Origin of the sequence: Cupriavidus lacunae (genome assembly GCF_003353055.1) — a bacterium.
GTDB classification, from domain to species: domain Bacteria; phylum Pseudomonadota; class Gammaproteobacteria; order Burkholderiales; family Burkholderiaceae; genus Cupriavidus; species Cupriavidus lacunae.
The window spans coordinates 17630-43676 of sequence record NZ_QKWJ01000001.1; the positions used below are offsets into that span (position 1 = coordinate 17630).

Consider the following 26047-nt stretch of genomic DNA (forward strand, 5'->3'; position numbering starts at 1 on the left):
TAGGCCGAAATTCCCTTGATCTTTTCGTTCGATCGCTACAGGACTCCCATGCAGAAACCGCTGATTTCCGTCACCGCGCTGCAATCGCTCTTGGCCACGCCCGGCCGCTGCGTCGTGATCGACTGCAGCTTCGACCTGGCCGACCCGGCCGCCGGCCGCGAGGCCTACCGCACCAGCCACCTGCCCGGCGCCTTCTACCTGCACCTGGATAACGAGCTGTCCGGCCCCAAGACCGGCAGCAACGGCCGCCACCCCCTGCCCGATGCCGACGACCTGGTCGCGCGCCTGCAGGCGCTGGGCGTGGACGACGACACCCCGGTGGTGGCCTACGACGCCCATGGCGGCATGTTCGCCGCGCGGCTGTGGTGGTTGCTGCGCTGGATCGGCCACGATGCCGTGGCCGTGCTCGACGGCGGCAAGGACGCCTGGGTCAAGGCCGGCCTGCCACTGGAGCACGATGCCGCCGAAGAGCCGGAATTGCCCGGCAAGGTCAGCCGCCGCAAGTCGCTGGTGCCGACCGTCGACGCGGCCGCGCTGGTCGGCAACCTCGACAGCGCCAGGCTGCTGGTGGTGGATGCCCGCGCCCCGGACCGCTTCCGCGGCGAGAACGAGACGCTGGACCCGGTCGGCGGCCATATCCCGGGCGCGGCCAACCGCTTCTTCAAGGACAACCTGGGGACGGACGGCCGCTTCAAGCCGGCCGAAACCCTGCGCGCGGAATTCACCGCGGTGCTGGGCGCGCGCGCCCCGGCGCAGGCGGTGATGCAGTGCGGCTCGGGCGTGACGGCCTGCCACAACCTGCTGGCGCTGGAAGCAGCCGGCCTGGGCGGCGCGGCGCTGTACCCGGGATCGTGGAGCGAATGGTGCGCCGACCCGGCGCGCCCGGTCGCGACCGGGGCGGCCTGACGCTAGTCCACTGAATCACTGAAATTGGTCGGTGCCTGCCATGTCAATGATTCAGTGGACTAATGTGACGCGGCCACCGGCGCGGCAGCGCCGTGGCCATGGCTGTGCTGCTCGTGCACGCCATTGGTGATGAAGACGATGGCCGAGATGCCCGCGGCCACCAGCACTACCTGGATCGCCGATTCGCGCCAGCGCGGCTTGCGCTGCATCTGGGGCATCAGGTCGCTGACCGCGATGTAGAGGAAGCTGCTCGAGGCAATCACCAGCACGTACGGAATCCACCCGCTCATTTCGTCGAGCAGGAAGTAACCGACCAGGCCGCCGGCAATCGCCGCCAGGCTCGACAGCAGGTTGAAGGCAAAGGCGCGCGTCTTGGAGAAGCCGGCGTTGAGCAGCACGATGAAGTCGCCCACTTCCTGGGGGATCTCGTGCGCCGCGATCGCCAGCGCGGTGACCACGCCGATATGCGGATCGGCCAGGAAGGCCGCCGCGATCACGATGCCGTCGGCAAAGTTGTGGAAGGTGTCGCCGACCAGGATGGTCAGGCCGCTGCGGCCCGCTTCCTCGCGGTCATGGCCGTGGTGGTGGTGGTGCCCATCGCCCTCGTGGTGGTGCGAGTGGCGCAACAGCGAAATCTTTTCCAGCAGGAAGAAACCCAGCAGCCCCGCCAGCAAGGTGCCGAACAGTGCGCGCGTGTCGGCGCCGGACTCGAATGCCTCGGGCAGCGAATGCAGCAGCGCGGTCGCCAGCAGCACGCCCACCGAGAAGCTCACCATGCGCTCGACCACGCGGGACGCCACCGTCAGCGACAGCAGCGCCGCCCCGAAGATGCTGCCCACCCCCGAGATCGTGGCGGCGAGCAGGATATACAAAAGCGTCGAATGGATGATGGGCTCCCGGGGTGGCGGCGCCGGGCGGCCCCGCCGTTCCGCCCGCATCGCGCCGGGCGGCAAACGCAACAATGTTGCAATAACTCAAAGGCCGCATTGTACGTATCCGCCGGGACTTTGCAATCCTGCAGTCGGGCGGCAGGCGTCTGGACGGCGCCTGGATGAGCGGATCAGGCCACGCCGTGCTGCCTGAACCAGTCCAGGCACTTCTGCCAGCCGTCCCTGGCATCGGCCTCGCGGTAGCTGGGCCGGTAGTCGGCATGGAAGGCGTGGCCGGATTCGGGATAGACGATAAAACGCGAGGCTTTGGCGTCCGGGTCGGACGACGATGCCAGCGCGACCTTCATCTTCTCCACTTGCTCAAGCGGGATGCCGGTGTCCTTGCCGCCATACAGGCCAAGTACCGGGGCATGGAGCTGGCCGACCAGGTCGATGGGGTTCTTCGGCTTGAGCGGGGTCGGCTCGGGCGCCAGCTGGCCGTACCAGGCCACGCCGGCCTTCAGGCGCATATTGTGCGCGGCGTAGAGCCAGGTGATGCGGCCGCCCCAGCAGAAACCGGTGATGGCCAGGCGCGACACGTCGCCGCCGTTGGCACCGGCCCAGGCCACGGCGGCGTCCAGGTCGCCCATGACCTGCGCGTCAGGCACCTTGGCGATGACCTCGCGCTGCAGCTCCTGGATGGTGCCGAAGCTCTGGGGATCGCCCTGCCGCGCGAACAGCTCCGGCGCGATGGCCAGGTAGCCCAGCTTGGCAAAGCGCCGGCACACATCGGCGATATGCTCGTGCACGCCGAAAATCTCGCTGACCACCAGCACCACCGGCAGGTTCTTCCTGCCTTCCGGCTGGGCACGGTAGGCCGGCATGCTGAAGCCGCCCGAGGGGATGGTGACCTCGCCGGCGCTCAGGCCGGCAAAATCGGTCTTGATGGCCTGCTGGGCCATCACCGGCAGCACGGCCGCCGCAAAGGCGGAACCCAGCGCCGTCTTGACAAAGCCGCGGCGATCGAACGTCTGGCCGGGGACCAGGCTATCCACTTCCGGTTTGAGCATACGTGTCTCCAGGATCGTTGGTGGCTGGGCCGATATGCGGCGCCAGCGCCAGATTTTAAGCAGACATGGAGAAAACATGGCGGCGCATGCACGCCAGTGTCCTGCCGCCTGGAGAAGCTTGCCTGGAAGCCCGGCCGGGATACTGCGTCAGTGCAGCTTGACGCGCGGACTGGTCTTGCGGCGCAGCCAGTGCGAGACGGTGTCCAGCGCCATGCCCACGGCGCCGTGCAGCGCCATCACGTGCATCCGGTAGAGCGACGTGTACATGACGCGCGCCATCAGCCCTTCGATGAACATCGAGCCGCCGATCAGCCCGCCCATCAGGCTGCCCACCGCGCTGAAATGCCCCAGCGACACCAGCGAGCCGAGGTCCTTGAAGGCGAATCTGGGCAGCGGCCGCCCTGCCAGCCGGGCGCGCAGCGCGTCGTAGAGGAAGGTGGCCTGCTGGTGCGCGGCCTGCGCACGCGGCGGCACCGTGGTCTGCTTCTCCGGCCACGGGCAGCTGGCGCAGTCGCCGAAGGCGAAGATGTCCGGGTCGCCCTCGCTCTGCAGCGTCGGCCCGACCACGATCTGGCCCTGGCGGCTGACCGGCAGGCCCAGGCTGGCCAGCACCGGCGGCGCGGTAATCCCCGCCGCCCACACCGTCAGGTCGGCATCGATATGCTTGCCGCTGGCGGTCAGCACCGCCAGCGGCGTGACCTCGGTGACGCGCTCGCCGGTCAGGACATTGACGTCGAGCTTCTTCAGCAGCTTGGCGGTCTCGGCGGAGACCCGCTCGGACAGCGCCGGCAGGATGCGCGGGCCGGCCTCGATCACGTGGATACGCACATCGCGGCGCGGGTCAAGCCGGTGCAGGCCATAGGCGCTGAGCACATGCGCGGTGTTGCGCAGCTCGGCCGACAGTTCCACGCCGGTGGCGCCCGCGCCGATGATGGCTATGTCCACGCGCGGCCGGCCGTCCTCGTCCACGCGCCCGCGCCCGTTCTGGGCACGCACGCAGGCCGCGATCAGCCGCTTGCGGAAGCGTTCGGCCTGCGCCACGACGTCCAGCGCGATGGCGTTCTCGGCCGCGCCGGGCACACCGAAGAAATGCGTGACGCAACCGATCGCCAGCACCAGCGTGTCATAGGGCAGCTCGCGCGCGGGCAGCAGTTCGGCACCGTCCTCGTCGAAGCTGGCCGACACCGAGATGGTCTTGCGGGTGCGGTCGATGCCGGTCAGCTCGCCCAGCTGGAACTCGAAGTGATGCCAGCGCGCCTGCGCCGCATATTCCAGCTGGTGCGTGTTCGGGTCCATGCTGCCGGCCGCCACTTCATGCAGCAGCGGCTTCCAGATATGGGTGGGCAGGCGGTCCACCAGCACCACCTGCGCCTCGCCCTTGCGGCCGAGCTTGTCGCCCAGCTTCGTTACCAGTTCCAGCCCCCCTGCTCCCCCACCGACGACGACGATGCGGGGCGTCTTTGTTTCTGTCATGGTCTACCTGATGCGTTTTTGTGAATTCTTGCCTGAGGCGTTTTCCACAGTCTGCTGCATTGCAGCATGGCTGGCAAGCCGGCAGGCCTGACTCAGCAGTCGCTTCATTCGATACCACCACGCAGGGCGGGCGAGCCGGCCGGGAACGCCGACTCGTTAGTGTATGGCTTCAGTGCGCCTCTTCCCAGTTGGCGCCGCTGCCCACTTCGGCCACCAGCGGCACCCGCAACTGCGCCACCGAGCACATCGACTCCGGCAGCCGCACCCTGACCAGTTCCAGCTCGTGCTCCGGCACCTCCAGCACCAGTTCATCGTGCACCTGCATGATCTGGCGCGTCTGCAGCCCGTCGCGCTCCAGCCAGTCCTGCACCGCGATCATCGACAGCTTGATCAGGTCGGCTGCCGTGCCTTGCATCGGCGCGTTGATGGCGGCGCGCTCGGCGGCCTGGCGGCGCGGCCCGCTGCCGCCGTTGATATCCGGCAGCCACAGCCGGCGGCCGAACACGGTCTCGACATAGCCCTGCTCGCGCGCGGTCTGCCGGGTCTCTTCCATGTAGTGGGCCACGCCCGGATAGCGCATGAAGTAGCGGTCGATGTAGTGCTTGGCGGCCTCGCGCTCGATGCCCAGGTTGCTGGCAAGGCCGAATGCGCTCATGCCGTAGATCAGGCCGAAGTTGATCACCTTGGCATAGCGGCGCTGCTCGCTGCTGACGGCCTCGCGCTCGACGCCGAAGATCTCCCCGGCGGTGGCGCGGTGGATGTCCTCGCCGTTGGCAAACGCGCGCAGCAGGTTCTCGTCGCCCGAGATATGGGCCATGATGCGCAGCTCGATCTGCGAGTAGTCAGCCGACACGATCACGCTGCCCGGCTCGGCGATAAAGGCTTCGCGGATGCGCCGTCCTTCTTCGGTGCGCACCGGGATGTTCTGCAGGTTGGGCTCGGTCGACGCCAGCCGCCCGGTCACCGCGGTGGCCTGGCCGTAGCTGGTGTGCACGCGGCCGGTCTGCGGGTTGACCATCTTCGGCAGCTTGTCGGTATAGGTGGACTTGAGCTTGGCCAGGCCGCGGTAGTCCAGCAGCAGCTTGGGCAGCGGGTAGTCCTCGGCCAGCTTCTGCAGCACCTCTTCGTCGGTCGAAGGCGCGCCGCTGGCGGTCTTCTTCACCACCGGCAGCTTCATCTGGTTGAACAGGATCTCGCCGATCTGCTTGGGCGAGCCCAGGTTGAAGGGCTGGCCGGCGGCCTCGTAGGCGGACTGCTCCAGCGCCAGCATGCGCTGGCCCAGCTCGGCGCTTTGCGTGGCCAGGCGCCCGGCATCGATCAGCACGCCGTTGCGCTCGACCTTCTGCAGCACCACCGAGACCGGCATCTCGATCTCTTCATACACGCGGCGCAGGCCTGCCGCGGCTTCCACCTGCGGGAACATCTTGCGGTGCAGGCGCAGCGTCACGTCGGCGTCTTCGGCGGCGTACTCGGTGGCGCGCGCCAGGTCGATCTGGTCAAAGCCGATCTGGCTGGCGCCCTTGCCGCACACCTCTTCGTAGGTGATGGTCTTCAGGCTCAGCAGGCGCTCGGCCAGGCTGTCCATGCCGTGGTTGCGGTGCGAGGCCAGCACGTAGCTCTGCAGCATGGTGTCGTGCGCCACGCCGCGCAGCTTCACGCCGTGGTTGGCAAAGACGTGGACGTCGTACTTGAGGTTCTGGCCCAGCTTCGGGCGGCGGTCATCCTCCAGCCACGCGCACATGCGCGCCAGCACGAACTCGCGCGACAACTGGCCGTGGTCGGGGAGCCCCGCCACGTCCGGGCCGCGGTGCGCTACCGGGATATAGCAGGCCACGCCCGGCTCGGCCGACAGCGAGATGCCGACCAGCTGCGCCTGCAGCGGATCGAGCGAGGTAGTCTCGGTGTCGATCGCCACCAGCGGCGCGGCCTCGATGCGCCGCATCCAGTCTTCCAGCTGCGCCTCGGTGCTGACGGTCTCGTAGCGGATCTCGGTCGGCGCGGCCTCGTCCGCGGCCGGCGCCTCGGCCTCGCCGGCCGTGGCCGGGGCATCGAACAGGCCGCCCTGGGCGGGGGCCGCTGCCGCGCGGGCGCGGGCCTGGGCGCGCGCATTGGGCAGGCTTTCGCCGGTGGCCTCGCGCAGCCAGGTCTTGAAGCCGTAGCGCGAGAAGAACGCCGCCAGCTTGTCCTTGTCCTCGCCGGCTTCGCGCAGCGCGTGGAAGTCCGCCACCGCGGCGGACAGGTCGCAGTCGGTCTTGACCGTGACCAGCTGGCGCGCCATCGGCAGCCACTCCAGCGTATTGCGCAGGTTCTCGCCCACCACGCCCTTGATGCCGGGGGCGGCCGCCATCACGCCGTCGAGCGAACCATGCTCGGCCAGCCATTTGACCGCGGTCTTGGGGCCCACCTTGGGCACGCCCGGCACGTTGTCCACCGCATCGCCGATCAGCGACAGGTAGTCGATGATGCGCTCGGGCGGCACGCCGAACTTGGCCACCACGCCGGGGGGATCGAGCACCTCGCCGCTCATGGTGTTGACCAGCGTGACCTGCTCGTTGACCAGCTGCGCCAGGTCCTTGTCGCCGGTGGACACCACCGTGCGCACGCCCTGTTCCGTGGCCTGGCGCGACAACGTGCCGATCACATCGTCGGCCTCCACGCCCTCCACCACCACGATCGGCCAGCCCATGGCGCGCACCGCTTCATGGATCGGCTCGATCTGGCGCGCCAGGTCTTCCGGCATGGACGGACGGTGCTCCTTGTAGGCCGCATACATGTCGTCGCGGAAGGTCTTGCCCTTTGCGTCGAACACGCAGGCGCTATACTCTGCCGGGTAGTCGTTGCGCAACTTGCGCAGCATGTTGATCATGCCGTAGATTGCCCCTGTGGGCAGACCCTCCCCATTCCTCAGGTCCGGCAGAGCGTGATAAGCGCGATACAGATAGCTCGATCCGTCGACGAGCAAGAGTGTTTTTGGACTATCCGACATTCCCATGGACTCAAAATTGACTGGTGCCGCTGCAGGCGGTGCCTCGACCGCCCCCCTTGCTGACCCGGATGTTTCCGACATTTCCGGCGATACCGTGCAACCCCCGCCGGCGGCGGCTTCCGAACACGCCGCGGCCATCGCCGCGGCGGCCGATGCTGCTGCCGCGGGCAATCCGCCCGAAGTTGCTGCTGAAAAGGCTGCGGCGGCGGCGTCGCGCGCCAATCCGCGCAAGATGATCCCCAGCCTGCGTGCGCTGGCCGACGAAGACCGCGCTACCGCAAAGAAGGCGCGCGCCTCGTGGCAAATGTTCACGATTATGGCAGAGTTCATCGAGGCGACCGAGTACCTCTCGGAGATCCGGCCGGCTGTGTCGATCTACGGCAGCGCGCGCCTGCGCGAGGATTCGCCGTACTACCAGCGCACCATCGAGATCGCCCGGCTGTTCTCGGACGCCGGCTTTGCCGTGATCTCCGGCGGCGGCCCCGGCATCATGGAAGCGGCCAACAAGGGCGCGCACGCCGGCAAGTCCGCCAGCGTCGGCCTGAACATCGAACTGCCGCACGAGCAGCAGGGCAATCCGTACCAGGACATTGCCATGCGCTTCCGCCACTTCTTCACGCGCAAGGTCACCTTCGTCAAGAACTCGGACGCCTTTATCGTGATGCCGGGCGGCTTCGGCACGCTCGACGAGCTGGCCGAGGTGCTGACGCTGGTGCAGACCGGCAAGTCGCGCTCGGTGCCAGTGATCATGTTCGGCAGCCGCTTCTGGAAGGGCCTGCTGGACTGGTTCCGCTTCACGCTGCTGCCGATGGGCCTGATCGCCGAGCACGACCTGGACCTGATGAAGATCGTGGACGAGCCGCACGAAGTGCTGGAAGCGGTCTACGACTACTACGAGCAGCGCGGCGGCGACAAGCCGATCCCGCCCAAGGAAGAGATGTTCTACCTGTAAGGCGGGAACGGGCGCCGGGCCAGGCACAGGCCATCAAGCGGCTTTCGCAGCACTTTACGCCGCCGTGCAGGTGCCCCTCGGGGCACGGCGGCGGCCTGCGCACGGCAGGAATTGCTAGAATGGAACCTGTCCGTCTGCCAAGCCCGACGCCGCCGGGTTGCAGTCCAACCGCCGCATGCCGCGGCGCTGCGCGCAAGGTGTGCCGCAGCCCCGCACAGGAGCACCTGATGACCTCCCCCTCCCCCGTCCGCTCGGTCCGGTCCACGCGGTCAGCCGCCGTGGCCGGCGAGCCTGAATCGCCTGCCAGGCGGTCCGTGTCCAGCCTCGCCGCCGTGGCGGCCGCCGCGCTGGCGCTGGCTTCCGGCTGGGCCGTTGCGCAGGAAAGCAATGCGCTGACGCAGCAGGAGCTGAACCAGATCAACAACCAGCCGATTGCCCCGGCGGCCAAGTCGCAGCTGAACCAGCCGCGCGAGCCGAGCTTCCAGCTCAACGAACGCGACGGCACCCAGGTGCGCGAGTACCGCGACAAGGGACGGGCCACCGATATCCAGGTCAAGTCGGGTTTCGGCACCAAATACGAGATGAGCAAGCCGGAAGACAGCTCGCCCAAGATCCGCGAGCACGATGTCAACCGCGTGCCTTCGGTCAACCTGAAGTTCTGAGTTCGCTTGCCCACGGCCTGGCATAAACCCCAGGCCGCGCCGGCCCTCCGGCAGTCATGCCGCGGCGGCGGCCCGGACTTTGTCCGAATTTGGCGCCCGCCGTTTTCCGATTCGCTTCACACAAAGAGTATGGCCGTATTCACCACGGTCTCGCAGGACGAGATCGCCCGCTGGCTGCTGGATTTCGACCTTGGCGAAGTGCGCGAACTGCGCGGCATCGCCTCTGGCATCGAGAACAGCAATTTCTTCCTCACCATGGAGCACGATGGCCAGACACGCCAGTACGTGCTGACCATTTTCGAGCGCCTGACGTTCGCGCAGCTGCCCTATTACCTGCACCTGATGGCGCACCTGGCCGGGCGCGGCATCCGCGTGCCCGCGCCGATCCCGGCGCGCGACGGCGAGATCCTGCGACCGCTCAAGGGCAAGCCCGCCACCATCGTCACGCGCCTGCCCGGCGCGTCGCAGCTGGCACCCGACGCGCAGCACTGCGCCGAAGTCGGCGACATGCTGGCGCGCATGCACCTGGCCGGCCTGGACTATCCGCGCCGCCAGCCCAACCTGCGCAGCCTGCCGTGGTGGCAGCAGACCGAACGCGAGATCCTGCCCTTCCTCGATGCCGGCCAGCGCGCGCTGCTGCAGCAGGAGATCGCCCACCAGTCCGCGTTCTTCGCCAGCGCGGCGTACGCCAGCCTGGGCGAAGGCCCGTGCCACTGCGACCTGTTCCGCGACAACGCGCTGTTCGAGGAAGACGGCAGCGGGCGCCACCGGCTGGGCGGCTTCTTCGATTTCTACTTCGCCGGCAATGACAAGTGGCTGTTCGATGTGGCGGTCACCGTCAACGACTGGTGCATCGACCTGGCCAGCGGCGAACTCGACCCGGCACGCGCGCAGGCACTGCTGCGGGCTTATCATGCGGTCAGGCCGCTGACCGAGACCGAGGCCGCGCACTGGCAAGACATGCTGCGCGCGGGTGCGCTGCGCTTCTGGGTGTCGCGACTGTGGGACTTCTACCTGCCGCGCGAGGCCGACATGCTGCAGCCGCACGATCCGACCCATTTCGAACGCATCCTGCGCCGGCGCCTGGACGCAACTCCTGCGAACCCTGCGAGCGCCCCGCTCCCCTGGATCTGATCCGTATGCAACTACTGGAAGTCCCTGCCAAGGAAGGCTACACCTGGTTCCGCCAGGGCATCTGGCTGTTCCGCAAGAACCCGCTGACCTTCCTGATGCTGCTGTTCGTCTACCTGATCGCCGCGCAGCTGGCCATCGTGGTGCCGCTGATCGGCATCATCGCGCTGCTGGTGGTCACCCCTGGCCTGTCGGTCGGCGTGATGACCGCATGCCGTGACGTCATCCAGAACAAGCGCGTGCTGCCCACCGTGCTGCTGGCCGGCTTTCGCGCCAACGGCAAGGAAGCCACGCGCAACCTGCTGGTGCTGGGCGGCATCTACGCCGGACTGGTGTTCGTGCTGGGGCTGATCGCCGGCGCCGTGGTCGACATGAGCGCGCTGGTGCCGATCGTGCTGAAGGAAGAAGCGCCGACCGCCGAGGCGGTGCGCCAGCTGTACTACGCCATGCTGATCGGCGCGCTGCTGTACACGCCGATCGCCATGATGTTCTGGTTCGCGCCGCTGCTGGCGGCCTGGCACGGCGTGCCGCCGGTCAAGGCGCTGTTCTTCAGCTGGACCGCGTGCTGGCGTAACCGCGGCGCGTTCTTCACCTACGCGGTGCTGTTCGCGATGCTGCTGGTGGCGATCCCGTTCTTCCTGGAGGCGGTGTTCAGCGCCTTCGGCGCGGAGACGGTGCTGTCGTTCCTGGTCACGCCGTATTCGCTGCTGATGCTGGCGATCCTGTACTGCTCGTTCTATGCGACATACCGGGGCTGCTTCAACGTGACGCCGCCGGGGGTGGACCCGGCCGCGCCGGCAACACCGGGCGCCTGAACCACGGCTTACTCGCAGAAGGTCTTCACCATCTCGTCCGCTGCCAGGCGCAGGTCTGGCACGAATCCCATCAGCTGGTCCATCGTCATGCGCGCCATCGGCACCTGCACGGCAATCGCCGCGCAGGCGCGGTTCCGGTTGCGCATCACCGGCACCGCGACCGCGATCATGCCCTCCAGGTTTTCCTGATTGTTGACCCCCAGGCGCCGCCGCCGCGTCTCGGACAGCTCCGCGTACAGCGCCTCGGCGTCCGTGATGGTGTGCGCCGAGTGCGCACGCAGCGGCAGGCTGGCGACCAGGCGCTGGCGCTGCGCGCTCGGCAGGAACGCCAGCAGCAGCTTGCCGCTGGCGGTGCAATGCAGTGGCACCCGCGAGCCCGGCTGCAAGTGCATGCGCAGCGGCCATTGCGTTTCCACGCGGTCCAGATAGACCACGTCGTCGCCGGACAGCATGGTCAGGTTGCAGGTCTCCCCGATCTTGTCGACCAGTTGCTGCAGGATCGCATGCCGCGCCGCCGCCGGACCTGCCTGCATCAGCACATTGACGGCCAGCTGCCGCACCCGCGATGAGCACTCGTAGTGGCGGTTGCCAGCCGTGCGCGACACCAGCCACGTGCTTTCCAGCTGCTTGAGGATGCGGTGAACCGTCTGCTTCGGCAGTTCGATCGCCTGCACGATGGCCGCCAGCGACAGGGGCTCGTCGGCCGTGGACAGGATCTCGAGAATGCGGAAGGCGCGCACCGCGGCGGCATTCGAGTGATTGCTCATGGATCAAATTTAAAGGATTCCGGGACGCCTGGCCGTCCCGAAAACTGAATTCCGGATCGCACCCCGGCTGCGCGCTCGCGAAAGCGCACAAATTGGGACGGACTGTCTGGCGCGCTTCACTAGATTCGATCCAGGGCCGCCGACCGGTGCCGCGAAGTGCACGGCAAAGCGCGGCGGCCCTAACCGTCCAAACCGCGGAGTCGAATCCATGAGTGTGCAAATACTGCATCGCCGGCAGTCCAACAATTCCGATTTGTCCCTACCGGCGGCGTCCGTGCCCGCGCAGACTGCGCAATCTGCAGCAGATGCCGCAGCCGAAGCCGTCACAGCAGTCGTGACCCGGGCCAGGCAGGCGCAGCGCGAGTTCGCGCGTGCCGACCAGGCCACCGTCGACACGGCAGTCGCCGCCGCAGCGTGGGCCATCATGGAACCCACGCGCAACCGCCAGCTGGCCGAGCGTGCCGTCGCCGACACCGGCCTGGGCAATGTCGACGACAAGATCCGCAAGAATTACCGCAAGACGCTGGGCCTGCTGCGCGACCTGCACGGCCACAAGACGACAGGCGTGATCGCGCAGGATGCGGCCGCTGGCATCACGGAGATCGCGCGGCCCGTGGGCGTGGTGGCGGCCATTACCCCGTCGACCAATCCCGCGGCCACGCCGGCCAACAAGATCATCAACGCGCTCAAGTGCGGCAACAGCGTGATCGTGGCGCCGTCGCCAAAAGGGCAGGACACGTGCGCGCTGCTGCTGTCGTTCATCCACGCCGAGTTCGCCCGCGCCGGCCTGCCCGCCGACCTGGTCCAGATGCTGCCCGCGCCGGTGTCGAAGGCCGCGACGGCAGCGCTCATGCGGCAGGCCGACCTGGTGGTCGCGACCGGCTCGCAGGCCAACGTGCGCATGGCCTACACATCCGGCACGCCGGCCTTCGGCGTTGGCGCCGGCAATGTCGCCTCGATCATCGACGCCAGCGCCGCGCTGGATGACGCGGCGGCCAAGGTGGCGCGCTCCAAGACGTTCGACAACGCCACCAGTTGCTCTTCAGAAAACAGCCTGGTCGTGCTCGACGCCGTCTACATGCCCATGCTCGACGCCCTGGCGGCAGTCGGCGGCGTGCTGCTCACGGCTGCGGAGAAAGCGCGGCTGCAGGCGCTGATGTGGCAGGACGGCAAGCTCGCCGGCACCTTTACGGGACAGAGCGCGACGCGCATTGCCGAACTCGCCGGACTGGAACGCGTGCGCGCGCTGCAGCCCGCGATGCTGCTGGTGGAGGAAACCGGCGTCGGCAGCGACTACCCCTTCTCGGGCGAAAAGCTCTCGCCCGTGCTGACGGTCTACCGCGCCGCCGACTTCGCGGCGGCGGTCGAGCGGGTTGCGTGCCTGTACGCCTATATGGGCGCCGGGCATTCGGTCAGCCTGCATTCGAACCATCCGCATCATGCGCTGCAGCTCGGACAGGAACTGCCGGTGGCGCGCGTGATCGTGAACCAGGCGCATTGCTTCGCCACCGGCGGGAATTTCGACAACGGCCTGCCGTTCTCGCTGTCCATGGGCTGCGGCACCTGGGGCGGCAACAACTTCTCGGACAACCTCGGCTGGCGCCAGTACCTGAACATCACCCGCATCGCCGTGCCCATCGCCGAGCATGTGCCCGATGAAGCGGACCTGCTGGGCGACTACTTCGCGAGGGTCGGCAAATGAACGCACGCACGGAACCCGAAGTATTCGACACCCTCGCCGCGCTGGTGGCCGTGCGTGCCGCGCAGTGGCCCGACAAGCCCTACCTGCTGTCGCCCGACAGCGGCAACGCGCTCACGTTCGGCGCGCTGGCAGCCGACGCCGACACGCTGGGGCGCCGCTATGCGGCAGCCGGCCTGGGCAGCGGGCAGACGGTGTCGGTGTACCTGCCCAACGGCGAGCAGACCGCGCGGCTCCTGCTCGGCACCATGGCCTGCGGGCTGGTGGTCAACCCGATCAACCTGCTGTGCCAGCCGGCCCAGTTGCGCTACATCCTCGCGCATTCGGATACGCGGCTGGTCTTCACCTGGCCAGACGGCGAAGCCGCCATCCGCGAGGCGCTGCGCGAGGCCGGGCTGGACGTGCCGGTGATCGTCACCGCGCCCGACGCCGGCAGCCTGCCGGCACTGCCGGCCATGCAGAAGGCTGCGTCGCCACTGCCGCCACCGCGTCCTGACGCGCCCGCGCTGCTCATGTACACGTCCGGCACCACCGGCACGCCCAAAGGCGTGTTGCTCACGCAGCGCAACCTCGTGACCAACGGTGCCAACGTCAGCCGCGAGCACTGCCTCGGGCCGGCCGACCGGGTGCTGGCGACGCTGCCGCTGTACCACATCAACGGACTGGTCGTGACCGCGATCGCGCCACTGGTGCACGGCGGCTCGGTGGTGATGCCGATGCGCTTTTCCGCCAGCGCGTTCTGGAAGGACAGCGCGCGCCACGACTGCACCTGGCTGAATGTGGTGCCGACCATCATCGCCTACCTGCTGAACGACCCGCACGGCCAGGCGCCCGCCGGCGTGCGCTTCTGCCGCTCGGCCTCGGCCGCGCTGCCGCCCGAGCATCACCGCGCTTTCGAAGCGCGCTTCGGCATCGGCGTGATCGAGACCATGGGCATGACCGAGACCGCCGCGCCGGCGTTCAGCAATCCGCTCGACCCGGACCGGCGGCGCATCGGCAGCATCGGCCGGCCCTCGGGCACGCGCGCCCGCGTGCTCGGGCACGACGGCATGCCGGTGGCTGACGGACAGGTTGGCGAGATCGTGCTACAGGGCGAGAACGTGATGGCGGGCTACTACAAGGCGCCGGACATCACGCGCGAGGCCTTTACCCATGACGGCTGGCTGCGCACCGGCGACCTCGGCTACCGCGACGCCGATGGCTATTTCTACATCACCGGGCGCGCCAAGGAACTGATCATCAAGGGCGGCGAGAACATCGCCCCACGCGAGATCGACGAGGCGCTGCTGCGCCATCCGGCCGTGCTCGAAGCCGCGGCGGTCGGCGTGCCGGACCCGGCCTACGGGCAGGAGATCGTCGCCTATGTGGTCATGCGCGAAGCGGCGCACTGCAGTGAAGACGCGCTCGCCGCGCTGCGCGCGCATTGCCTGCGCGAACTGGGCCGCTACAAGACGCCGAAGGAGTTCCGCTTCATCGCCGAGCTGCCGCGCGGCCCGTCCGGGAAGGTGCAGCGACTAAAGCTGCTCGACCACGCCTGAACCTTCCCTCGCTTTCCACAACCCTCGCCAAGGAGCCTGCCCGACCGGAATCCACCAGACCAGGAGACACGACTCAAGACCACAGACAGATTGCTCAAGGACGGGGCAGCGCGGCCGGCGCCGCGCCCCCGGCGCGCCGCAAGCGCATGGCTACGGACCGTGCGCGGCCGCCGTCCCGTCAACGCCACGTGCGCGCGCCGCACATAGGAGGTGGTATGAAGCAACGCATCAAGACCCGACACATGATCCTGGGCGTCATGTGCCTGATGTATTTCATCGCCTATATCGACCGCGTCAACATCTCGGTCGCCGCCCCCCTGATCCGCGAGGAAATGGGGCTGACCTCATCGCAGCTGGGCCTGGTGTTCTCGGCCTTTGCCTACCCCTATGCCGCCATGCAGATCCTCGGCGGCTGGATGTCCGACAAATTCGGGCCCAAGAAGGTGCTGATCGTGCTGTCGCTGATCTGGGGCGTGGCCACGGTGCTGACCGGCTTCGCGGGCAGCGTGCTGATGCTGGTGGTGCTGCGCTTCGCATTGGGTATCGGCGAAGGCGGCGCGTTCCCGACCGCGACGCGCGCCTTCACCTACTGGATGCCGGTGGCGGAGCGCGGCTTCGCGCAGGGCATCACTCACAGCTTCGCGCGGCTGGGCGGCGCGATCACGCCGCCGATCGTGCTGGCCATCGTGGCGACCGCCGGCTGGCGCGAAGCCTTTATCGTGCTGGGCACGATCAGCCTCGGCTGGACCTTGCTGTACGCCTTTGTGTTCAAGGATTCGCCCGACAAGCACCGCCGCGTGACCGCGCAGGAGCTGCAGGAGATCGGCTACCGGCGCGGCGAGTGCCAGCAGGCCGCCAAGGCGGCCACGCCGTGGCGACGCCTGTTCCGGCGCATGTGGCTGGTGACTTTCGTCGACTTCTGCTACGGCTGGTCGCTGTGGGTCTACCTGACGTGGCTGCCTTCGTACCTGAAGGAAGCACGGGGCTTCGACCTGAAGCAGCTTGCCCTGTTCACGTCGCTGCCGCTGCTGGCGGGCGTGGTCGGCGACACGCTCGGCGGCGTGCTGTCGGATCGCATCTACCGGCGCACCGGCAACCTGCGCCTGGCGCGCGGCTCGATCCTGTTCGTGGGGCTGGCCGGATCGCTGATGTTCATCGTGCCGATGACCTACACCGGCGATGCCGTCAACGCCGTGATCCTGCTGTCGCTGTCGTTCTTCTTCCTGGAGCTGACCAACGCCGTGCTGTGGAGCCTGCCGCTGGACATCGCCGGCAAGTACGCCGGCACCGCGGGCGGCATGATGAACACAGGGTTCGGGGTGGCGGGCATGGTGTCGCCGGTGGTGTTCGGCTACCTGATCGAGACCACCGGCAGCTATCACCTGCCCTTCATGATCTCGGCGGCACTGCTCGGGGTTGGCGCGCTGGCCTCGCTGTTCATCAATCCGCTGCTGACCGTGGACAGTCCCGACCAGAAGGCTGGCGAAGTCCGCCACGCCCTGCCCTGAGCCAGACCGGGCGCGGCATGCCGCACCGCGAAGCCGGACCCGCTCAGTCGATCGCGTCCAGCTTCGCCACCGACAGCGCCAGCCACTTGGCGCCGTGGCGCTTGAACTTGATATTGGCGCGCGCGTCCGTGCCCTCGCCTTCCAGCGCGGTGATCACGCCTTCGCCGAACTTGTTGTGGAACACCGACTGGCCCACGCGCAAGCCGGTGCCGGCCTCGCGCCTGGCATCGGCGTAGCCATTGCCGTTGTCCATTCCGCCGGTGGGGCGCGTGCCGGTGTAGGGCACGTCCTCGGGCTTGCGGAACCAGTCGCGGCCCCAGGCGTTGTCGCGCTCCTGGCGGCGCACGCCGCCGTAGCTCTGCGCCGGCGGGGTCAGCCACTTGAGCGAGGCCTCGGGCAGTTCCTCGAAAAAGCGCGAGCGCACGTGGTAGCGGGTCTGGCCGTGCAGCATGCGGCTTTGCGCGAACGACATGTAGAGCCGCTTGCGCGCGCGCGTGATCGCCACGTACATCAGCCGGCGCTCTTCCTCCAGGCCGTCCGGGTCCATCATGCTGTTCTCGTGCGGGAACAGCCCCTCTTCCATGCCGGTGATGAAGACCACGTCGAACTCCAGCCCCTTGGCCGCGTGCACGGTCATCATCTGCACCGCGTCCTGGCCGGCCTGGGCCTGGTTGTCGCCGGCTTCCAGCGAGGCGTGGGTCAGGAACGCGACCAGCGGCGTCATCACCACCGGCAGCGCTTCGGGGTCCAGCACCTGCTGCGCCTGGTCGCCGTCGGCCAACGCCGGCGCGGCCGGGGTACGGTCGGCCGGGATCACCGCCGCCAGCGCTTCCAGGCCGTAGCCTTCCTCGACCACGAAGGCCTGCGCGGCGGTCACCAATTCCTGCAAGTTCTCGATGCGGTCCTGGCCTTCCTTTTCGCCCTGGTAGTGGGTGATCAGGCCGCTGTGGTTGATCACGTACTCGACGGTCTCGGCCAGCGTCATGCGGCGCGTGTCCTCGCGCATCTTGTCGATCAGGCGCGCAAACGCCGCCAGCTTGCTGCCGGCGGCGCCGGGCACGTAGGCCACGGCCTCGGCCAGCGCGCAGTCGTACTGGCGCGCCATGTCCTGCAGCACTTCGAGCGAGCGCGCGCCGATGCCGCGCGCCGGGAAGTTGACCACGCGACCGAAGGCGGCATCGTTGCGCGGATTCTCCAGCAGCTGCATGTAGGCCAGCGCGTGCTTGATTTCGGCGCGCTCGAAGAAGCGCAGGCCGCCGTACACGCGATACGCGATGCCGGCCGAGAACAGCGCATGCTCGATCACGCGCGACTGCGCGTTGCTGCGGTACAGGATGGCAATCTCGGCACGGCTGGCGCCCTGCGCGATCTGGTCGCGGATCTCCTCGATGATCCAGGCGGCCTCCTGGCCGTCCGAGCCGCCCTGGAACACCCGCACCGGCTCGCCGTGGCCGGCGTCGGTGCGCAGGTTCTTGCCCAGGCGGCGCGCGTTGTGCGAGATCAGGTGGTTGGCCGAATCCAGGATATGCCCGTGCGAACGGTAGTTCTGCTCCAGCTTGATCATCCGGCGCACGCGGAACTCATGCTCGAAGTCGCGCATATTGCCGACGTTGGCACCGCGGAAGGCATAGATGCTCTGGTCGTCGTCACCCACGGCAAAGACCGCGGCCGGGTTCTGCGTGCCATAGCCGGCCAGCAGCTTGAGCCACTGGTACTGCAGCACGTTGGTGTCCTGGAACTCGTCGACCAGCACATGGCGGAAGCGGTGCTGGTAGTGCTGGCGGATGGCGTCGTTGTAGCGCAGCAGCTCATAGCAGCGCAGCAGCAGCTCGGCGAAGTCGACCACGCCCTCGCGCTGGCACTGCTGGTCGTAGGCGGCGTAGAGGTCGACGAAGCGCTTGTTGAAGTCGTCGTTGGCCTCGACGTCGGCCGGGCGCAGGCCCTGCTCCTTGGCGTTGTTGATGAAGTACTGCAGGTTCTTGGCCGGGTACTTCTCATCGTCGACGTTGAGCGACTTGAGCAGCCGCTTTAGCGCCGAAAGCTGGTCCTGGCTGTCCAGGATGGCAAAGGTCTGGGGCAGGCCGGCGTCGCGGAAATGCGCGCGCAGCATACGGTTGCACAGGCCGTGGAAGGTGCCGATCCACATGCCGCGGGTGTTGATCGGCAGCATCGACGACAGCCGCATCTGCATTTCCTTGGCGGCCTTGTTGGTAAAGGTCACCGCCAGGATGCCCGCCGGCGAGACCCGGCCGTTCTGGATCAGCCAGGCGATGCGCGTGGTCAGCACGCGGGTCTTGCCGCTGCCCGCGCCCGCCAGGATCAGCGCCGGTTCGTCGGGCAGGGTGACGGCAGCTAGTTGTTCGGCGTTCAGGTTGGCAAGCAGATCGGACATCGGGGAGGCCTGGTGGAATAGCGGCAATTATACCGGGCGGCCCTGTCCGGCAAGTCACATCCGGCGGGGGCGGATGCCCGGAAATAGGCACCAGCCTGCCACCCCCGTATAATTTGCCGTTTTACTGGCGCAATGCCGGCTGCCAACGGCCGCCGCCTCGCCAGGCGCAGGCCGAAGCACCTGCGACGACCCCCGACGCCAACATCGACATCCCAGCATGACCGCCCAAGACCAATCGCTTGCCAAGAGCTTCGAACCCGCCGCCATCGAGGCGAAATGGGGCCCCGAGTGGGAGAAGCGCGGCATCGCCCAGCCGACCTTCGACCCGGCCCGCCCGGACTTTGCGATCCAGCTGCCGCCGCCCAATGTGACCGGCACGCTGCATATGGGCCACGCGTTCAACCAGACCATCATGGATGGCCTGACACGCCATGCGCGCATGGCCGGCGCCAATACACTGTGGGTCCCGGGCACCGACCACGCCGGCATCGCCACCCAGATCGTGGTGGAGCGCCAGCTCGAGTCGCAGGGCGTGTCGCGCCATGACCTGGGCCGCGAGAAGTTCACCGAGAAGGTCTGGGCCTGGAAGGAAGAATCGGGCTCGACCATCACCCGCCAGGTGCGGCGCATGGGCGCGTCGATCGACTGGAGCCGCGAGTACTTCACGATGTCGCCCGAGATGTCGAAGGCGGTCACCGAAGTCTTCGTGCGCCTGTACGAGCAGGGCCTGATCTACCGCGGCAAGCGCCTGGTCAACTGGGACCCGGTGCTGGGCACCGCCGTGTCGGACCTGGAAGTCGACAGCGTCGAGGAAGAAGGCTCGCTGTGGCATATCCACTACCCGCTGGTCGAGGCTGACGCCAAGGGCGGCCTGACCCACCTGACCGTGGCCACCACCCGCCCCGAAACCATGCTGGGCGACGTGGCCGTGATGGTCCACCCGGAAGACGAGCGTTATGCGCACCTGATCGGCAAGTTCGTGCAGCTGCCGCTGACCGAGCGCCAGATCCCGGTGATTGCCGACGAATACGTCGACCGCGAGTTCGGCACTGGCGTGGTCAAGGTGACCCCGGGCCATGACTTCAACGACTATGCCGTGGGCCAGCGCCACAACCTGCCGCAACTGTCGATCCTGACGCTGGATGCGAAGATCGTTCCTGACGCCCCCGCCGCCTACGCCGGCCTGGACCGCTTCGACGCGCGCAAGGCCATCGTCGAAGACCTGGACAAGCGCGGACTGCTGGCCGAGGTCAAGAAGCACAAGCTGATGACCCCGCGCAGCGAGCGCACCGGCAGCGCGATCGAACCGATGCTGACCGACCAGTGGTTCGTTGCCATGAGCAAGCCGGCGCCTGAAGGCACCTTCAACCCGGGCCGCTCGATCGCCGAGGTGGCACTGGAAGCCGTGCAGAGCGGCGAGATCAAGCTGGTGCCGGAAAACTGGATCAGCACCTACAACCAGTGGCTGGGCAATATCCAGGACTGGTGCATCTCGCGCCAGCTCTGGTGGGGCCACCAGATCCCGGCGTGGTACGACGATGCCGGCAACTGCTTTGTCGGCCGCACCGAAGAGGAAGCGCTCGCCAAGGCAAAGGCCGCCGGCAGCACCGGCGCGTTGCGCCGCGAGGAAGACGTGCTCGACACCTGGTTCTCGTCGGCGCTGGTGCCCTTCTCCTCGTTGGGCTGGCCGGAAGAAACGCCCGAAATCAAGCACTTCCTGCCGTCGTCGGTGCTGGTGACCGGCTACGACATCATCTTCTTCTGGGTCGCGCGCATGGTCATGATGACCAAGCACTTCACCGGCAAGGTGCCCTTCCACACCGTCTACGTGCACGGCCTGGTGCGCGATTCGGAAGGCAAGAAGATGAGCAAGTCCGAGGGCAATACGCTGGACCCTGTGGACCTGATCGACGGCATCGACCTCGACACGCTGCTGCAGAAGCGCACCACCGGCCTGCGTCGCCCCAAGGACGCGCCCAAGATCGAGAAAAAGACGAAGAAGGAATTCCCCGAAGGCATTCCCGCCTTTGGCGCCGACGCGCTGCGCTTCACCTTCGCGTCGCTGGCCACGCTCGGGCGCAACGTCAACTTCGACACCGGCCGCTGCGAGGGCTACCGCAACTTCTGCAACAAGCTGTGGAACGCGACCCGCTTCGTGCTGATGAACACCGAGGGCCATGACTGCGGCATGGGCCCGTGCAACCACGACTGCGGCCCGGACGGCTACCTGGACTTCTCCCAGGCCGACCGCTGGATCGTGTCGCTGCTGCAGCGCGTGGAGGCCGAGGTAGAAAAGGGCTTTGCCGAGTACCGCTTCGACAATATCGCCAACGCCATCTACAAGTTCGTCTGGGACGAGTACTGCGACTGGTACCTGGAACTGGCCAAGGTGCAGATCCAGAACGGCACCGAGGCCCAGCAGCGCGCCACGCGGCGCACGCTGCTGCGCGTGCTCGAGACCGTGCTGCGCCTGGCGCATCCGATCATCCCCTTCATCACCGAAGAGCTGTGGCAGAAGGTGGCCCCGCTGGCCGGCCGTGCCACGGGCGATGGTTCGGAAACCATCGCACTGCAGCCGTACCCGCTGCCCGCCGTCGCCAAGATCGACGAAAATGCCGAGCAATGGGTCGCGCGCCTGAAAGAAGTGATCGATGCCTGCCGCAACCTGCGCGGCGAGATGAACATCTCGCCAGCCCAGCGCATTCCGCTCTACGCCGAGGGCGACAGCGCCTTCCTGAAGGCGGCAAGCGCACATATTCAGGCACTGGCGAAACTTTCCGAGGTGCGCGTCTTCGAAGATGAAGCTGCCCTGCAGGCGGAAGGCGCCGGCGCGCCGGTGGCCATTGCCGGGGGCAACCACCTGCTGCTGAAGATCGAGATCGATATCGCCGCCGAGCGCGTGCGCCTGTCGAAGGAAGTCGAGCGCATCGGTGGTGAAATCGGCAAATGCCGCGCCAAGCTCTCCAACGAGAGCTTTGTCGCCAAGGCGCCACCTGCCGTGGTGGCGCAAGAGACACAGCGCCTGGCCGATTTCGAGCAAACGCTGGCCAAGCTGCAGGGCCAGCTGCAACGGCTGCCGGCCTGACGGCGCGGCAGCCGCAATCACGCCCCTGCCGGCCGGGGGTTCTGTCCGGCTTCGTCGGACAGAACCGGACAGACGGCGCCCACGATGGCTGGCAGGGTTATGGACTGGATTCTGAGAGGTACACCTGATATGGAAAATCGCGTCACCAAGGCTGTGTTCCCGGTTGCAGGCCTGGGCACCCGCTTCCTGCCAGCCACCAAGGCCAGCCCCAAGGAAATGCTTCCAGTGGTGGACAAGCCACTGATCCAGTACGCCGTGGAAGAAGCCATGGCTGCCGGCATTACCGAGATGATCTTCGTCACCGGCCGCTCCAAGCGCGCCATCGAGGACCATTTCGACAAGGCCTTCGAACTGGAAGTGGAACTCGAAGCCAAGAACAAGCAGGCGCTGCTCGATGTGGTGCGCTCGATCAAGCCCGCCAACGTGGAGTGCTACTACGTGCGCCAGCCCGAAGCGCTGGGCCTGGGCCACGCGGTCCTGTGCGCGGCCAAGCTGGTGGGCGACACCCCGTTCGCGGTGATGCTGGCCGATGACCTGATCGACGGCAACCCGCCGGTGATGAAGCAGATGGTGGATGCCTTCAACCACTACAACTGCTCGGTGCTGGGCGTCGAGGAAATCACGCCGGAGCAAAGCCGTTCCTACGGCGTGATCGATGGCCGCGAGTGGGACGAGGACGTGATCAAGGTCTCGGGCATCGTCGAGAAGCCGGCGCCGGAAGACGCGCCGTCCAACCTCGGCGTGGTCGGCCGCTACATCCTGACGCCGCGCATCTTCGACCACCTGCGCGAGATCAAGCCGGGTGCCGGCGGCGAGCTGCAGCTGACCGACGCGATCCAGTCGCTGCTCGGCCAGGAGCAGGTGCTGGCCTACCGCTACCAGGGCCGCCGCTATGACTGCGGCAGCAAGCTGGGCTACCTGAAGGCAACCGTCGAGTTTGCCCTGAAGCACCCGGAAGTCGGCGCCGACTTCAGCGCCTACCTGGAATCGCGCGAGCACCTGACCGGCATCGGCAGCTGACGCAACTGCGCCGTCCAGCCAAGGAAAAAGCCGCTTTCGAGCGGCTTTTTCCTTGGGCGGGCCCGCAGTGTACGGGCCAATGCGTGCTTCAGCGCCGGCGCATGTAGAACACGAACACCTTGTCCACTTCCGAATGTGACAGCAGCTCATTGCCAGTCTGCTTGGCAAAGGCCTGGAAATCGCGCGTGGCGCCGGGATCGGTGGCCAGCACCTTGAGCACATCGCCGCTGGCCATGTCGGCCAGGGCCTTCTTGGTGCGCAGGATCGGCAGCGGGCAGTTCAGGCCGCGCGCATCCACTTCTTTCTGGAACTCCATTCGTCTCTTCCTTCGATGCTTGGGGGGCTGGAGGCTGGAAACCAGCCTTACCAGCGGTATTGTAGCGAAGCCCCGACCACACTGAAGTCGTGCGGGCGGCGCGGGTCCGGAATGTCCGCGCCGGTCTGGCGGTCGAAGAAGCGCACCGGGTAGCCGCGCGCGGCCAGCCAGTCGGCCACCGCGAAGCCGGTGCCGGCCGACCACACGCGCACGTCCTCGGGCGCCACCAGCTTGTAATCGGCCAGCTCCTCGGACAGCGTCACGGTGCCGGTCGCCTTGACGTGATAGGCGATGATCAGCTCGTTCTTGCGCATGAACTCGTAGACGCCGATCAGCGAGACCGACTCGGTATCGAGATTGGTCTCTTCCTTCAGCTCACGCGCCACGCCCAGCTCGGGCGGCTCGTCGCGCTCCAGGAAGCCCGTCACCAGCGCGAACATCGTCTCCGGCCATGCAGCATTGCGCGCCAGCAGCAGCTTGTCCTGGTACTCCACCACCGCGGCCAGCACCGGCAGCGGGTTGTTCCAGTGCACGAAGCCGCATTCCTGCTGCACGCAGGCGTGGCGTTCGCGTCCGGACAGTGGCAGCACCTCCAGCGGCGCGCCGCACTGCGGGCAGAATCGGTATTGCATTTGGGGGCTCCTGAAGGGGTCTCGTCGTTATAGGTATAGGGTGCCGCTCACGTGCCGCTCATATGTGAATCACGCGCCGCATGCCGCGCGCATGTCGGCGGCCAGCGCCTCCACCGTCTGCGGCTGCAGGTCCCATGCGCACATGAAACGGCAGCCGCCGGCGCCGATAAAGGTGTAGAAGCGCCAGCCCTTCGCGCGCAGCGCCTCGATCGCGGGCAGTGGCAATTCGGCGAATACGGCGTTGGACTGCGTCGGAAACATGATGCGCACGCCCGGGATATCGCTGATGCGCTGCTGCAGCAGCTGCGCCATCGCATTGGCATGGCGCGCGTTGGCGAGCCATACGTCGTTCTCGAGCAGACCCAGCCACGGCGCGGAGATAAAGCGCATCTTCGACGCCAGTTGGCCGGCCTGCTTGACGCGGTAGGCAAAGTCCTCGGCCAGGCGGCGGTCGAAGAACACCACAGCCTCGCCCACCGGCAGCCCGTTCTTGGTGCCGCCGAAGCACAGCACGTCGACGCCCGCGCGCCACGTGATCTCGGACGGATGCACGCCCAGCGACGCCACCGCATTGGCAAAGCGCGCGCCGTCCATGTGCACGCGCAGCTGCCGGCGCTTGGCGATGGCCGCGATCGCGCGCACCTCGTCCACGCTGTAGACGGTGCCGACTTCGGTTGACTGCGTCAGCGACACCACCTTGGGCTTGGGGTAATGGATATCGGAGCGGCGCGTGACCAGCGCCTCGACCGCGTCGGGCGTGAGCTTGCCGTCGGCGCCGGGCGCGGTCAGCAGCTTGGAGCCGTTGGAGAAGAACTCCGGGCCGCCGCATTCGTCGGTCTCGATATGCGCCAGTTCGTGGCAGATCACCGAGTGGTACGACTGGCACAGCGCCGACAGCGCCAGCGAGTTGGCCGCCGTGCCGTTGAACACGAAGAACACTTCGCAATCGGTCTGGAACAGGTCGCGGATACGGTCGCACACCTTCTGCGTCCAGGTATCGTCGCCATAGGCCTGCTCATGGCCGCTGGCGTTGGCTTCCAGGAAATACTTGAGCGATTCCGGGCAGAAGCCGGCGTAGTTGTCAGAGGCGAAGTGCTGCATGGTGTCTAGTGTGTCGCTGCGGTGGCCCTTACTTCTTGTCGGCCCAGAGCTCGCCGCCGGTGGCCCAGTTCTCGCGCTTGATGTCGGTGATGATGATGTCGACGGCCGAGGGCGAGCAGCCCAGGGTTTCGCAGCTCACGCGCGTCACTTCCTCGACAAACTTGCGCTTCTGCTCGATGGTACGGCCTTCAAACATTTCGACGTGGAAAGTCGGCATGCAATGCTCCTTTGCTTGATTCTTGTTGATCCGGCGGGAAACCAGTCCCCGTTCAGTCCCGGTATGAGGGATCGATTCTATCCAGTTTGCGCAGCAACGCGGGCCACTCCATCACGCCTTCGACCGCGCCGTTGTCATAGAGCTGCTCGGAGGTCTTGTCCGCCACTGCCGCAGCGGGCTGCACCAGCGCACCGCCCGCCTGCGCGGCGATCTGGACTTCGCACGCCTTGATCAGCGTCGCCATCAGCACATAGGCCTCGGCCACGGTGCGGCCCACCGTCAGCGTGCCGTGGTTGCGCAGCAGCATGGCCGGATGCGCGCCCAGGGACTTGGTCAGCCGCGCGCCTTCGGCCGGGGTAAAGGCCAGCCCTTCGTAATCGTGGTAAGCGATGCGGCCGTGGAAGCGCATTGCATGCTGCGACAGCGGCAGCAGTCCCGCCGCCTGTGCCGAGACAGCGATGCCGGCGGTGTTATGCAGGTGCATCACGCACATCGCATCGGCACGCGCGGCATGCACCGCGGCGTGCAGCGCAAAGCCGGTCACATTAACGGGGTGCACGGTCTCGCCGACGACTTCGCCGCGGCCGTTGATCTTGACCAGGTCGCTGGCGCGGATCTCGTCGAAGGCAAAGCCGAAGGGGTTGATCAGGAAGTGGTCAGGCTCGCCCGGCACCGTGGCAGAGATATGGGTGTAGATCAGGTCATCCCAGCCCTCGCGCGCGGCCAGGCGGTAGGCCGCGGCCAGATCGACGCGCACGCGCTGTTCTTCGGCGGAAACGGGATGGGAAGCACCCGCGGCGCGCGCGGGCTGCAAGGTAAAAGACATGGGGTCGCTCCTGCGCCGCCCGGCCTCGCGTGCCGGGTACGGCCCCGGCCTTCTGTGCCGCGCCACGGGCTGCACGCTGGAG

At 67.3% G+C, this 26047-nt stretch carries 21 protein-coding genes; 10 read left to right on the forward strand and 11 right to left on the reverse strand.

The genetic code is table 11. The features are described from left to right. Positions 1-48 precede the first annotated feature (48 nt). Positions 49-906, forward strand: coding sequence for a sulfurtransferase (locus DN412_RS00085; RefSeq protein ID WP_115012660.1), 858 nt, complete (start codon positions 49-51; stop codon positions 904-906). A gap of 59 nt (positions 907-965) precedes the next feature. Here the strand turns inward: DN412_RS00085 and DN412_RS00090 are convergent, their stop codons facing one another. From DN412_RS00090 to polA, 4 genes are all read right to left on the reverse strand, one after another. Further along, entirely contained in the window at positions 966-1844 is an 879-nt protein-coding gene (locus DN412_RS00090; RefSeq protein ID WP_115012661.1) for a ZIP family metal transporter, read from the reverse strand. Between the two features lie 122 nt (positions 1845-1966). Further along, positions 1967-2845, reverse strand: a complete 879-nt coding sequence (locus tag DN412_RS00095; protein WP_115012662.1) for a dienelactone hydrolase family protein — start codon at positions 2843-2845, stop codon at positions 1967-1969. Positions 2846-2992: 147 nt separating this feature from the next. Beyond that, entirely contained in the window at positions 2993-4318 is a 1326-nt protein-coding gene (locus tag DN412_RS00100) for an NAD(P)/FAD-dependent oxidoreductase (protein ID WP_115012663.1), read from the reverse strand. A 169-nt stretch (positions 4319-4487) separates the two neighbouring features. After that, positions 4488-7304 (reverse strand): DNA polymerase I, encoded by a 2817-nt coding sequence (gene polA, locus DN412_RS00105; RefSeq protein ID WP_115012664.1) that lies wholly within the window; start codon positions 7302-7304, stop codon positions 4488-4490. A gap of 4 nt (positions 7305-7308) precedes the next feature. Between polA and DN412_RS00110 the strand changes: the two genes are divergently transcribed. The 4 genes from DN412_RS00110 to DN412_RS00125 all read left to right on the forward strand — a co-directional run bounded on the left by DN412_RS00110 (position 7309) and on the right by DN412_RS00125 (position 10864). Continuing rightward, complete coding sequence (locus DN412_RS00110; protein ID WP_234824835.1) at positions 7309-8256, forward strand: LOG family protein; 948 nt, start codon at positions 7309-7311, stop codon at positions 8254-8256. 227 nt (positions 8257-8483) lie between these two features. Next, a complete protein-coding gene (locus DN412_RS00115; RefSeq protein ID WP_115012665.1) occupies positions 8484-8918 on the forward strand; it encodes a hypothetical protein in 435 nt (144 codons plus the stop codon). A 129-nt stretch (positions 8919-9047) separates the two neighbouring features. Beyond that, positions 9048-10052 (forward strand): homoserine kinase, encoded by a 1005-nt coding sequence (locus DN412_RS00120; protein WP_115012666.1) that lies wholly within the window; start codon positions 9048-9050, stop codon positions 10050-10052. 5 nt (positions 10053-10057) lie between these two features. Beyond that, positions 10058-10864 carry a BPSS1780 family membrane protein gene (locus DN412_RS00125; RefSeq protein ID WP_115012667.1) on the forward strand — a complete coding sequence of 269 codons (807 nt, stop codon included), beginning with the start codon at positions 10058-10060 and terminating at the stop codon, positions 10862-10864. An 8-nt stretch (positions 10865-10872) separates the two neighbouring features. On the opposite strand, the gene DN412_RS00130 is transcribed toward DN412_RS00125, so the two are convergent. After that, on the reverse strand, positions 10873-11631 hold the full coding sequence (locus tag DN412_RS00130; RefSeq protein WP_115012668.1) for an IclR family transcriptional regulator: 759 nt from the start codon (positions 11629-11631) through the stop codon (positions 10873-10875). 208 nt (positions 11632-11839) lie between these two features. Here DN412_RS00130 and sauS point away from each other — a divergent pair, with 208 nt between their 5' ends. The 3 genes from sauS to DN412_RS00145 all read left to right on the forward strand — a co-directional run bounded on the left by sauS (position 11840) and on the right by DN412_RS00145 (position 16376). Further along, positions 11840-13333: an acylating sulfoacetaldehyde dehydrogenase gene (gene sauS, locus DN412_RS00135; RefSeq protein ID WP_115012669.1), complete on the forward strand. Its 1494-nt coding sequence runs from the start codon at positions 11840-11842 to the stop codon at positions 13331-13333. Continuing rightward, positions 13330-14868, forward strand: a complete 1539-nt coding sequence (locus DN412_RS00140) for an acyl--CoA ligase (protein ID WP_115012670.1) — start codon at positions 13330-13332, stop codon at positions 14866-14868. Before sauS ends, DN412_RS00140 begins: the two co-directional genes overlap by 4 nt. Before the next feature lie 215 nt (positions 14869-15083). Beyond that, the gene (locus DN412_RS00145; RefSeq protein WP_115012671.1) at positions 15084-16376 is read left to right on the forward strand and encodes an MFS transporter; all 1293 of its coding nucleotides are present in this window, start codon (positions 15084-15086) and stop codon (positions 16374-16376) included. A 43-nt stretch (positions 16377-16419) separates the two neighbouring features. On the opposite strand, the gene DN412_RS00150 is transcribed toward DN412_RS00145, so the two are convergent. Then, complete coding sequence (locus DN412_RS00150; protein ID WP_115012672.1) at positions 16420-18768, reverse strand: UvrD-helicase domain-containing protein; 2349 nt, start codon at positions 18766-18768, stop codon at positions 16420-16422. Positions 18769-18985: 217 nt separating this feature from the next. On the opposite strand from DN412_RS00150, the gene DN412_RS00155 reads away from it, so the two are divergent. Further along, complete coding sequence (locus tag DN412_RS00155) at positions 18986-21853, forward strand: valine--tRNA ligase (RefSeq protein WP_115012673.1); 2868 nt, start codon at positions 18986-18988, stop codon at positions 21851-21853. Between the two features lie 129 nt (positions 21854-21982). Further along, complete coding sequence (galU, locus tag DN412_RS00160) at positions 21983-22873, forward strand: UTP--glucose-1-phosphate uridylyltransferase GalU (protein ID WP_115012674.1); 891 nt, start codon at positions 21983-21985, stop codon at positions 22871-22873. Positions 22874-22961: 88 nt separating this feature from the next. Here the strand turns inward: galU and DN412_RS00165 are convergent, their stop codons facing one another. The 5 genes from DN412_RS00165 to DN412_RS00185 all read right to left on the reverse strand — a co-directional run bounded on the left by DN412_RS00165 (position 22962) and on the right by DN412_RS00185 (position 25965). Further along, positions 22962-23189, reverse strand: coding sequence for a sulfurtransferase TusA family protein (locus DN412_RS00165; protein WP_010813669.1), 228 nt, complete (start codon positions 23187-23189; stop codon positions 22962-22964). A 47-nt stretch (positions 23190-23236) separates the two neighbouring features. Then, positions 23237-23821 carry an NUDIX domain-containing protein gene (locus DN412_RS00170; protein WP_115012675.1) on the reverse strand — a complete coding sequence of 195 codons (585 nt, stop codon included), beginning with the start codon at positions 23819-23821 and terminating at the stop codon, positions 23237-23239. 69 nt (positions 23822-23890) lie between these two features. Then, on the reverse strand, positions 23891-24922 hold the full coding sequence (locus DN412_RS00175; protein WP_115012676.1) for a threonine aldolase family protein: 1032 nt from the start codon (positions 24920-24922) through the stop codon (positions 23891-23893). A gap of 28 nt (positions 24923-24950) precedes the next feature. Then, the gene (locus tag DN412_RS00180) at positions 24951-25139 is read right to left on the reverse strand and encodes a 4-oxalocrotonate tautomerase (protein ID WP_012353493.1); all 189 of its coding nucleotides are present in this window, start codon (positions 25137-25139) and stop codon (positions 24951-24953) included. Positions 25140-25191: 52 nt separating this feature from the next. Beyond that, positions 25192-25965 (reverse strand): class II aldolase/adducin family protein, encoded by a 774-nt coding sequence (locus DN412_RS00185; RefSeq protein WP_115012677.1) that lies wholly within the window; start codon positions 25963-25965, stop codon positions 25192-25194. Positions 25966-26047 lie beyond the last annotated feature (82 nt).

What these genes read in the sequence shown, in the direction of transcription:
- DN412_RS00180 (WP_012353493.1), bottom strand. Translation starts at nt 25,139, where the DNA reads ATGCCGACTTTCCACGTCGAAATGTTTGAAGGCCGTACCATCGAGCAG.
- polA (WP_115012664.1), bottom strand. Translation starts at nt 7,304, where the DNA reads ATGTCGGATAGTCCAAAAACACTCTTGCTCGTCGACGGATCGAGCTAT.
- DN412_RS00140 (WP_115012670.1), top strand. Translation starts at nt 13,330, where the DNA reads ATGAACGCACGCACGGAACCCGAAGTATTCGACACCCTCGCCGCGCTG.
- DN412_RS00085 (WP_115012660.1), top strand. Translation starts at nt 49, where the DNA reads ATGCAGAAACCGCTGATTTCCGTCACCGCGCTGCAATCGCTCTTGGCC.
- DN412_RS00185 (WP_115012677.1), bottom strand. Translation starts at nt 25,965, where the DNA reads ATGTCTTTTACCTTGCAGCCCGCGCGCGCCGCGGGTGCTTCCCATCCC.
- DN412_RS00110 (WP_234824835.1), top strand. Translation starts at nt 7,309, where the DNA reads ATGGACTCAAAATTGACTGGTGCCGCTGCAGGCGGTGCCTCGACCGCC.
- DN412_RS00150 (WP_115012672.1), bottom strand. Translation starts at nt 18,768, where the DNA reads ATGTCCGATCTGCTTGCCAACCTGAACGCCGAACAACTAGCTGCCGTC.
- DN412_RS00145 (WP_115012671.1), top strand. Translation starts at nt 15,084, where the DNA reads ATGAAGCAACGCATCAAGACCCGACACATGATCCTGGGCGTCATGTGC.
- DN412_RS00120 (WP_115012666.1), top strand. Translation starts at nt 9,048, where the DNA reads ATGGCCGTATTCACCACGGTCTCGCAGGACGAGATCGCCCGCTGGCTG.
- sauS (WP_115012669.1), top strand. Translation starts at nt 11,840, where the DNA reads ATGAGTGTGCAAATACTGCATCGCCGGCAGTCCAACAATTCCGATTTG.
- DN412_RS00090 (WP_115012661.1), bottom strand. Translation starts at nt 1,844, where the DNA reads ATGCGGGCGGAACGGCGGGGCCGCCCGGCGCCGCCACCCCGGGAGCCC.
- DN412_RS00115 (WP_115012665.1), top strand. Translation starts at nt 8,484, where the DNA reads ATGACCTCCCCCTCCCCCGTCCGCTCGGTCCGGTCCACGCGGTCAGCC.
- DN412_RS00130 (WP_115012668.1), bottom strand. Translation starts at nt 11,631, where the DNA reads ATGAGCAATCACTCGAATGCCGCCGCGGTGCGCGCCTTCCGCATTCTC.
- DN412_RS00170 (WP_115012675.1), bottom strand. Translation starts at nt 23,821, where the DNA reads ATGCAATACCGATTCTGCCCGCAGTGCGGCGCGCCGCTGGAGGTGCTG.
- DN412_RS00175 (WP_115012676.1), bottom strand. Translation starts at nt 24,922, where the DNA reads ATGCAGCACTTCGCCTCTGACAACTACGCCGGCTTCTGCCCGGAATCG.
- DN412_RS00155 (WP_115012673.1), top strand. Translation starts at nt 18,986, where the DNA reads ATGACCGCCCAAGACCAATCGCTTGCCAAGAGCTTCGAACCCGCCGCC.
- DN412_RS00100 (WP_115012663.1), bottom strand. Translation starts at nt 4,318, where the DNA reads ATGACAGAAACAAAGACGCCCCGCATCGTCGTCGTCGGTGGGGGAGCA.
- DN412_RS00125 (WP_115012667.1), top strand. Translation starts at nt 10,058, where the DNA reads ATGCAACTACTGGAAGTCCCTGCCAAGGAAGGCTACACCTGGTTCCGC.
- DN412_RS00095 (WP_115012662.1), bottom strand. Translation starts at nt 2,845, where the DNA reads ATGCTCAAACCGGAAGTGGATAGCCTGGTCCCCGGCCAGACGTTCGAT.
- DN412_RS00165 (WP_010813669.1), bottom strand. Translation starts at nt 23,189, where the DNA reads ATGGAGTTCCAGAAAGAAGTGGATGCGCGCGGCCTGAACTGCCCGCTG.
- galU (WP_115012674.1), top strand. Translation starts at nt 21,983, where the DNA reads ATGGAAAATCGCGTCACCAAGGCTGTGTTCCCGGTTGCAGGCCTGGGC.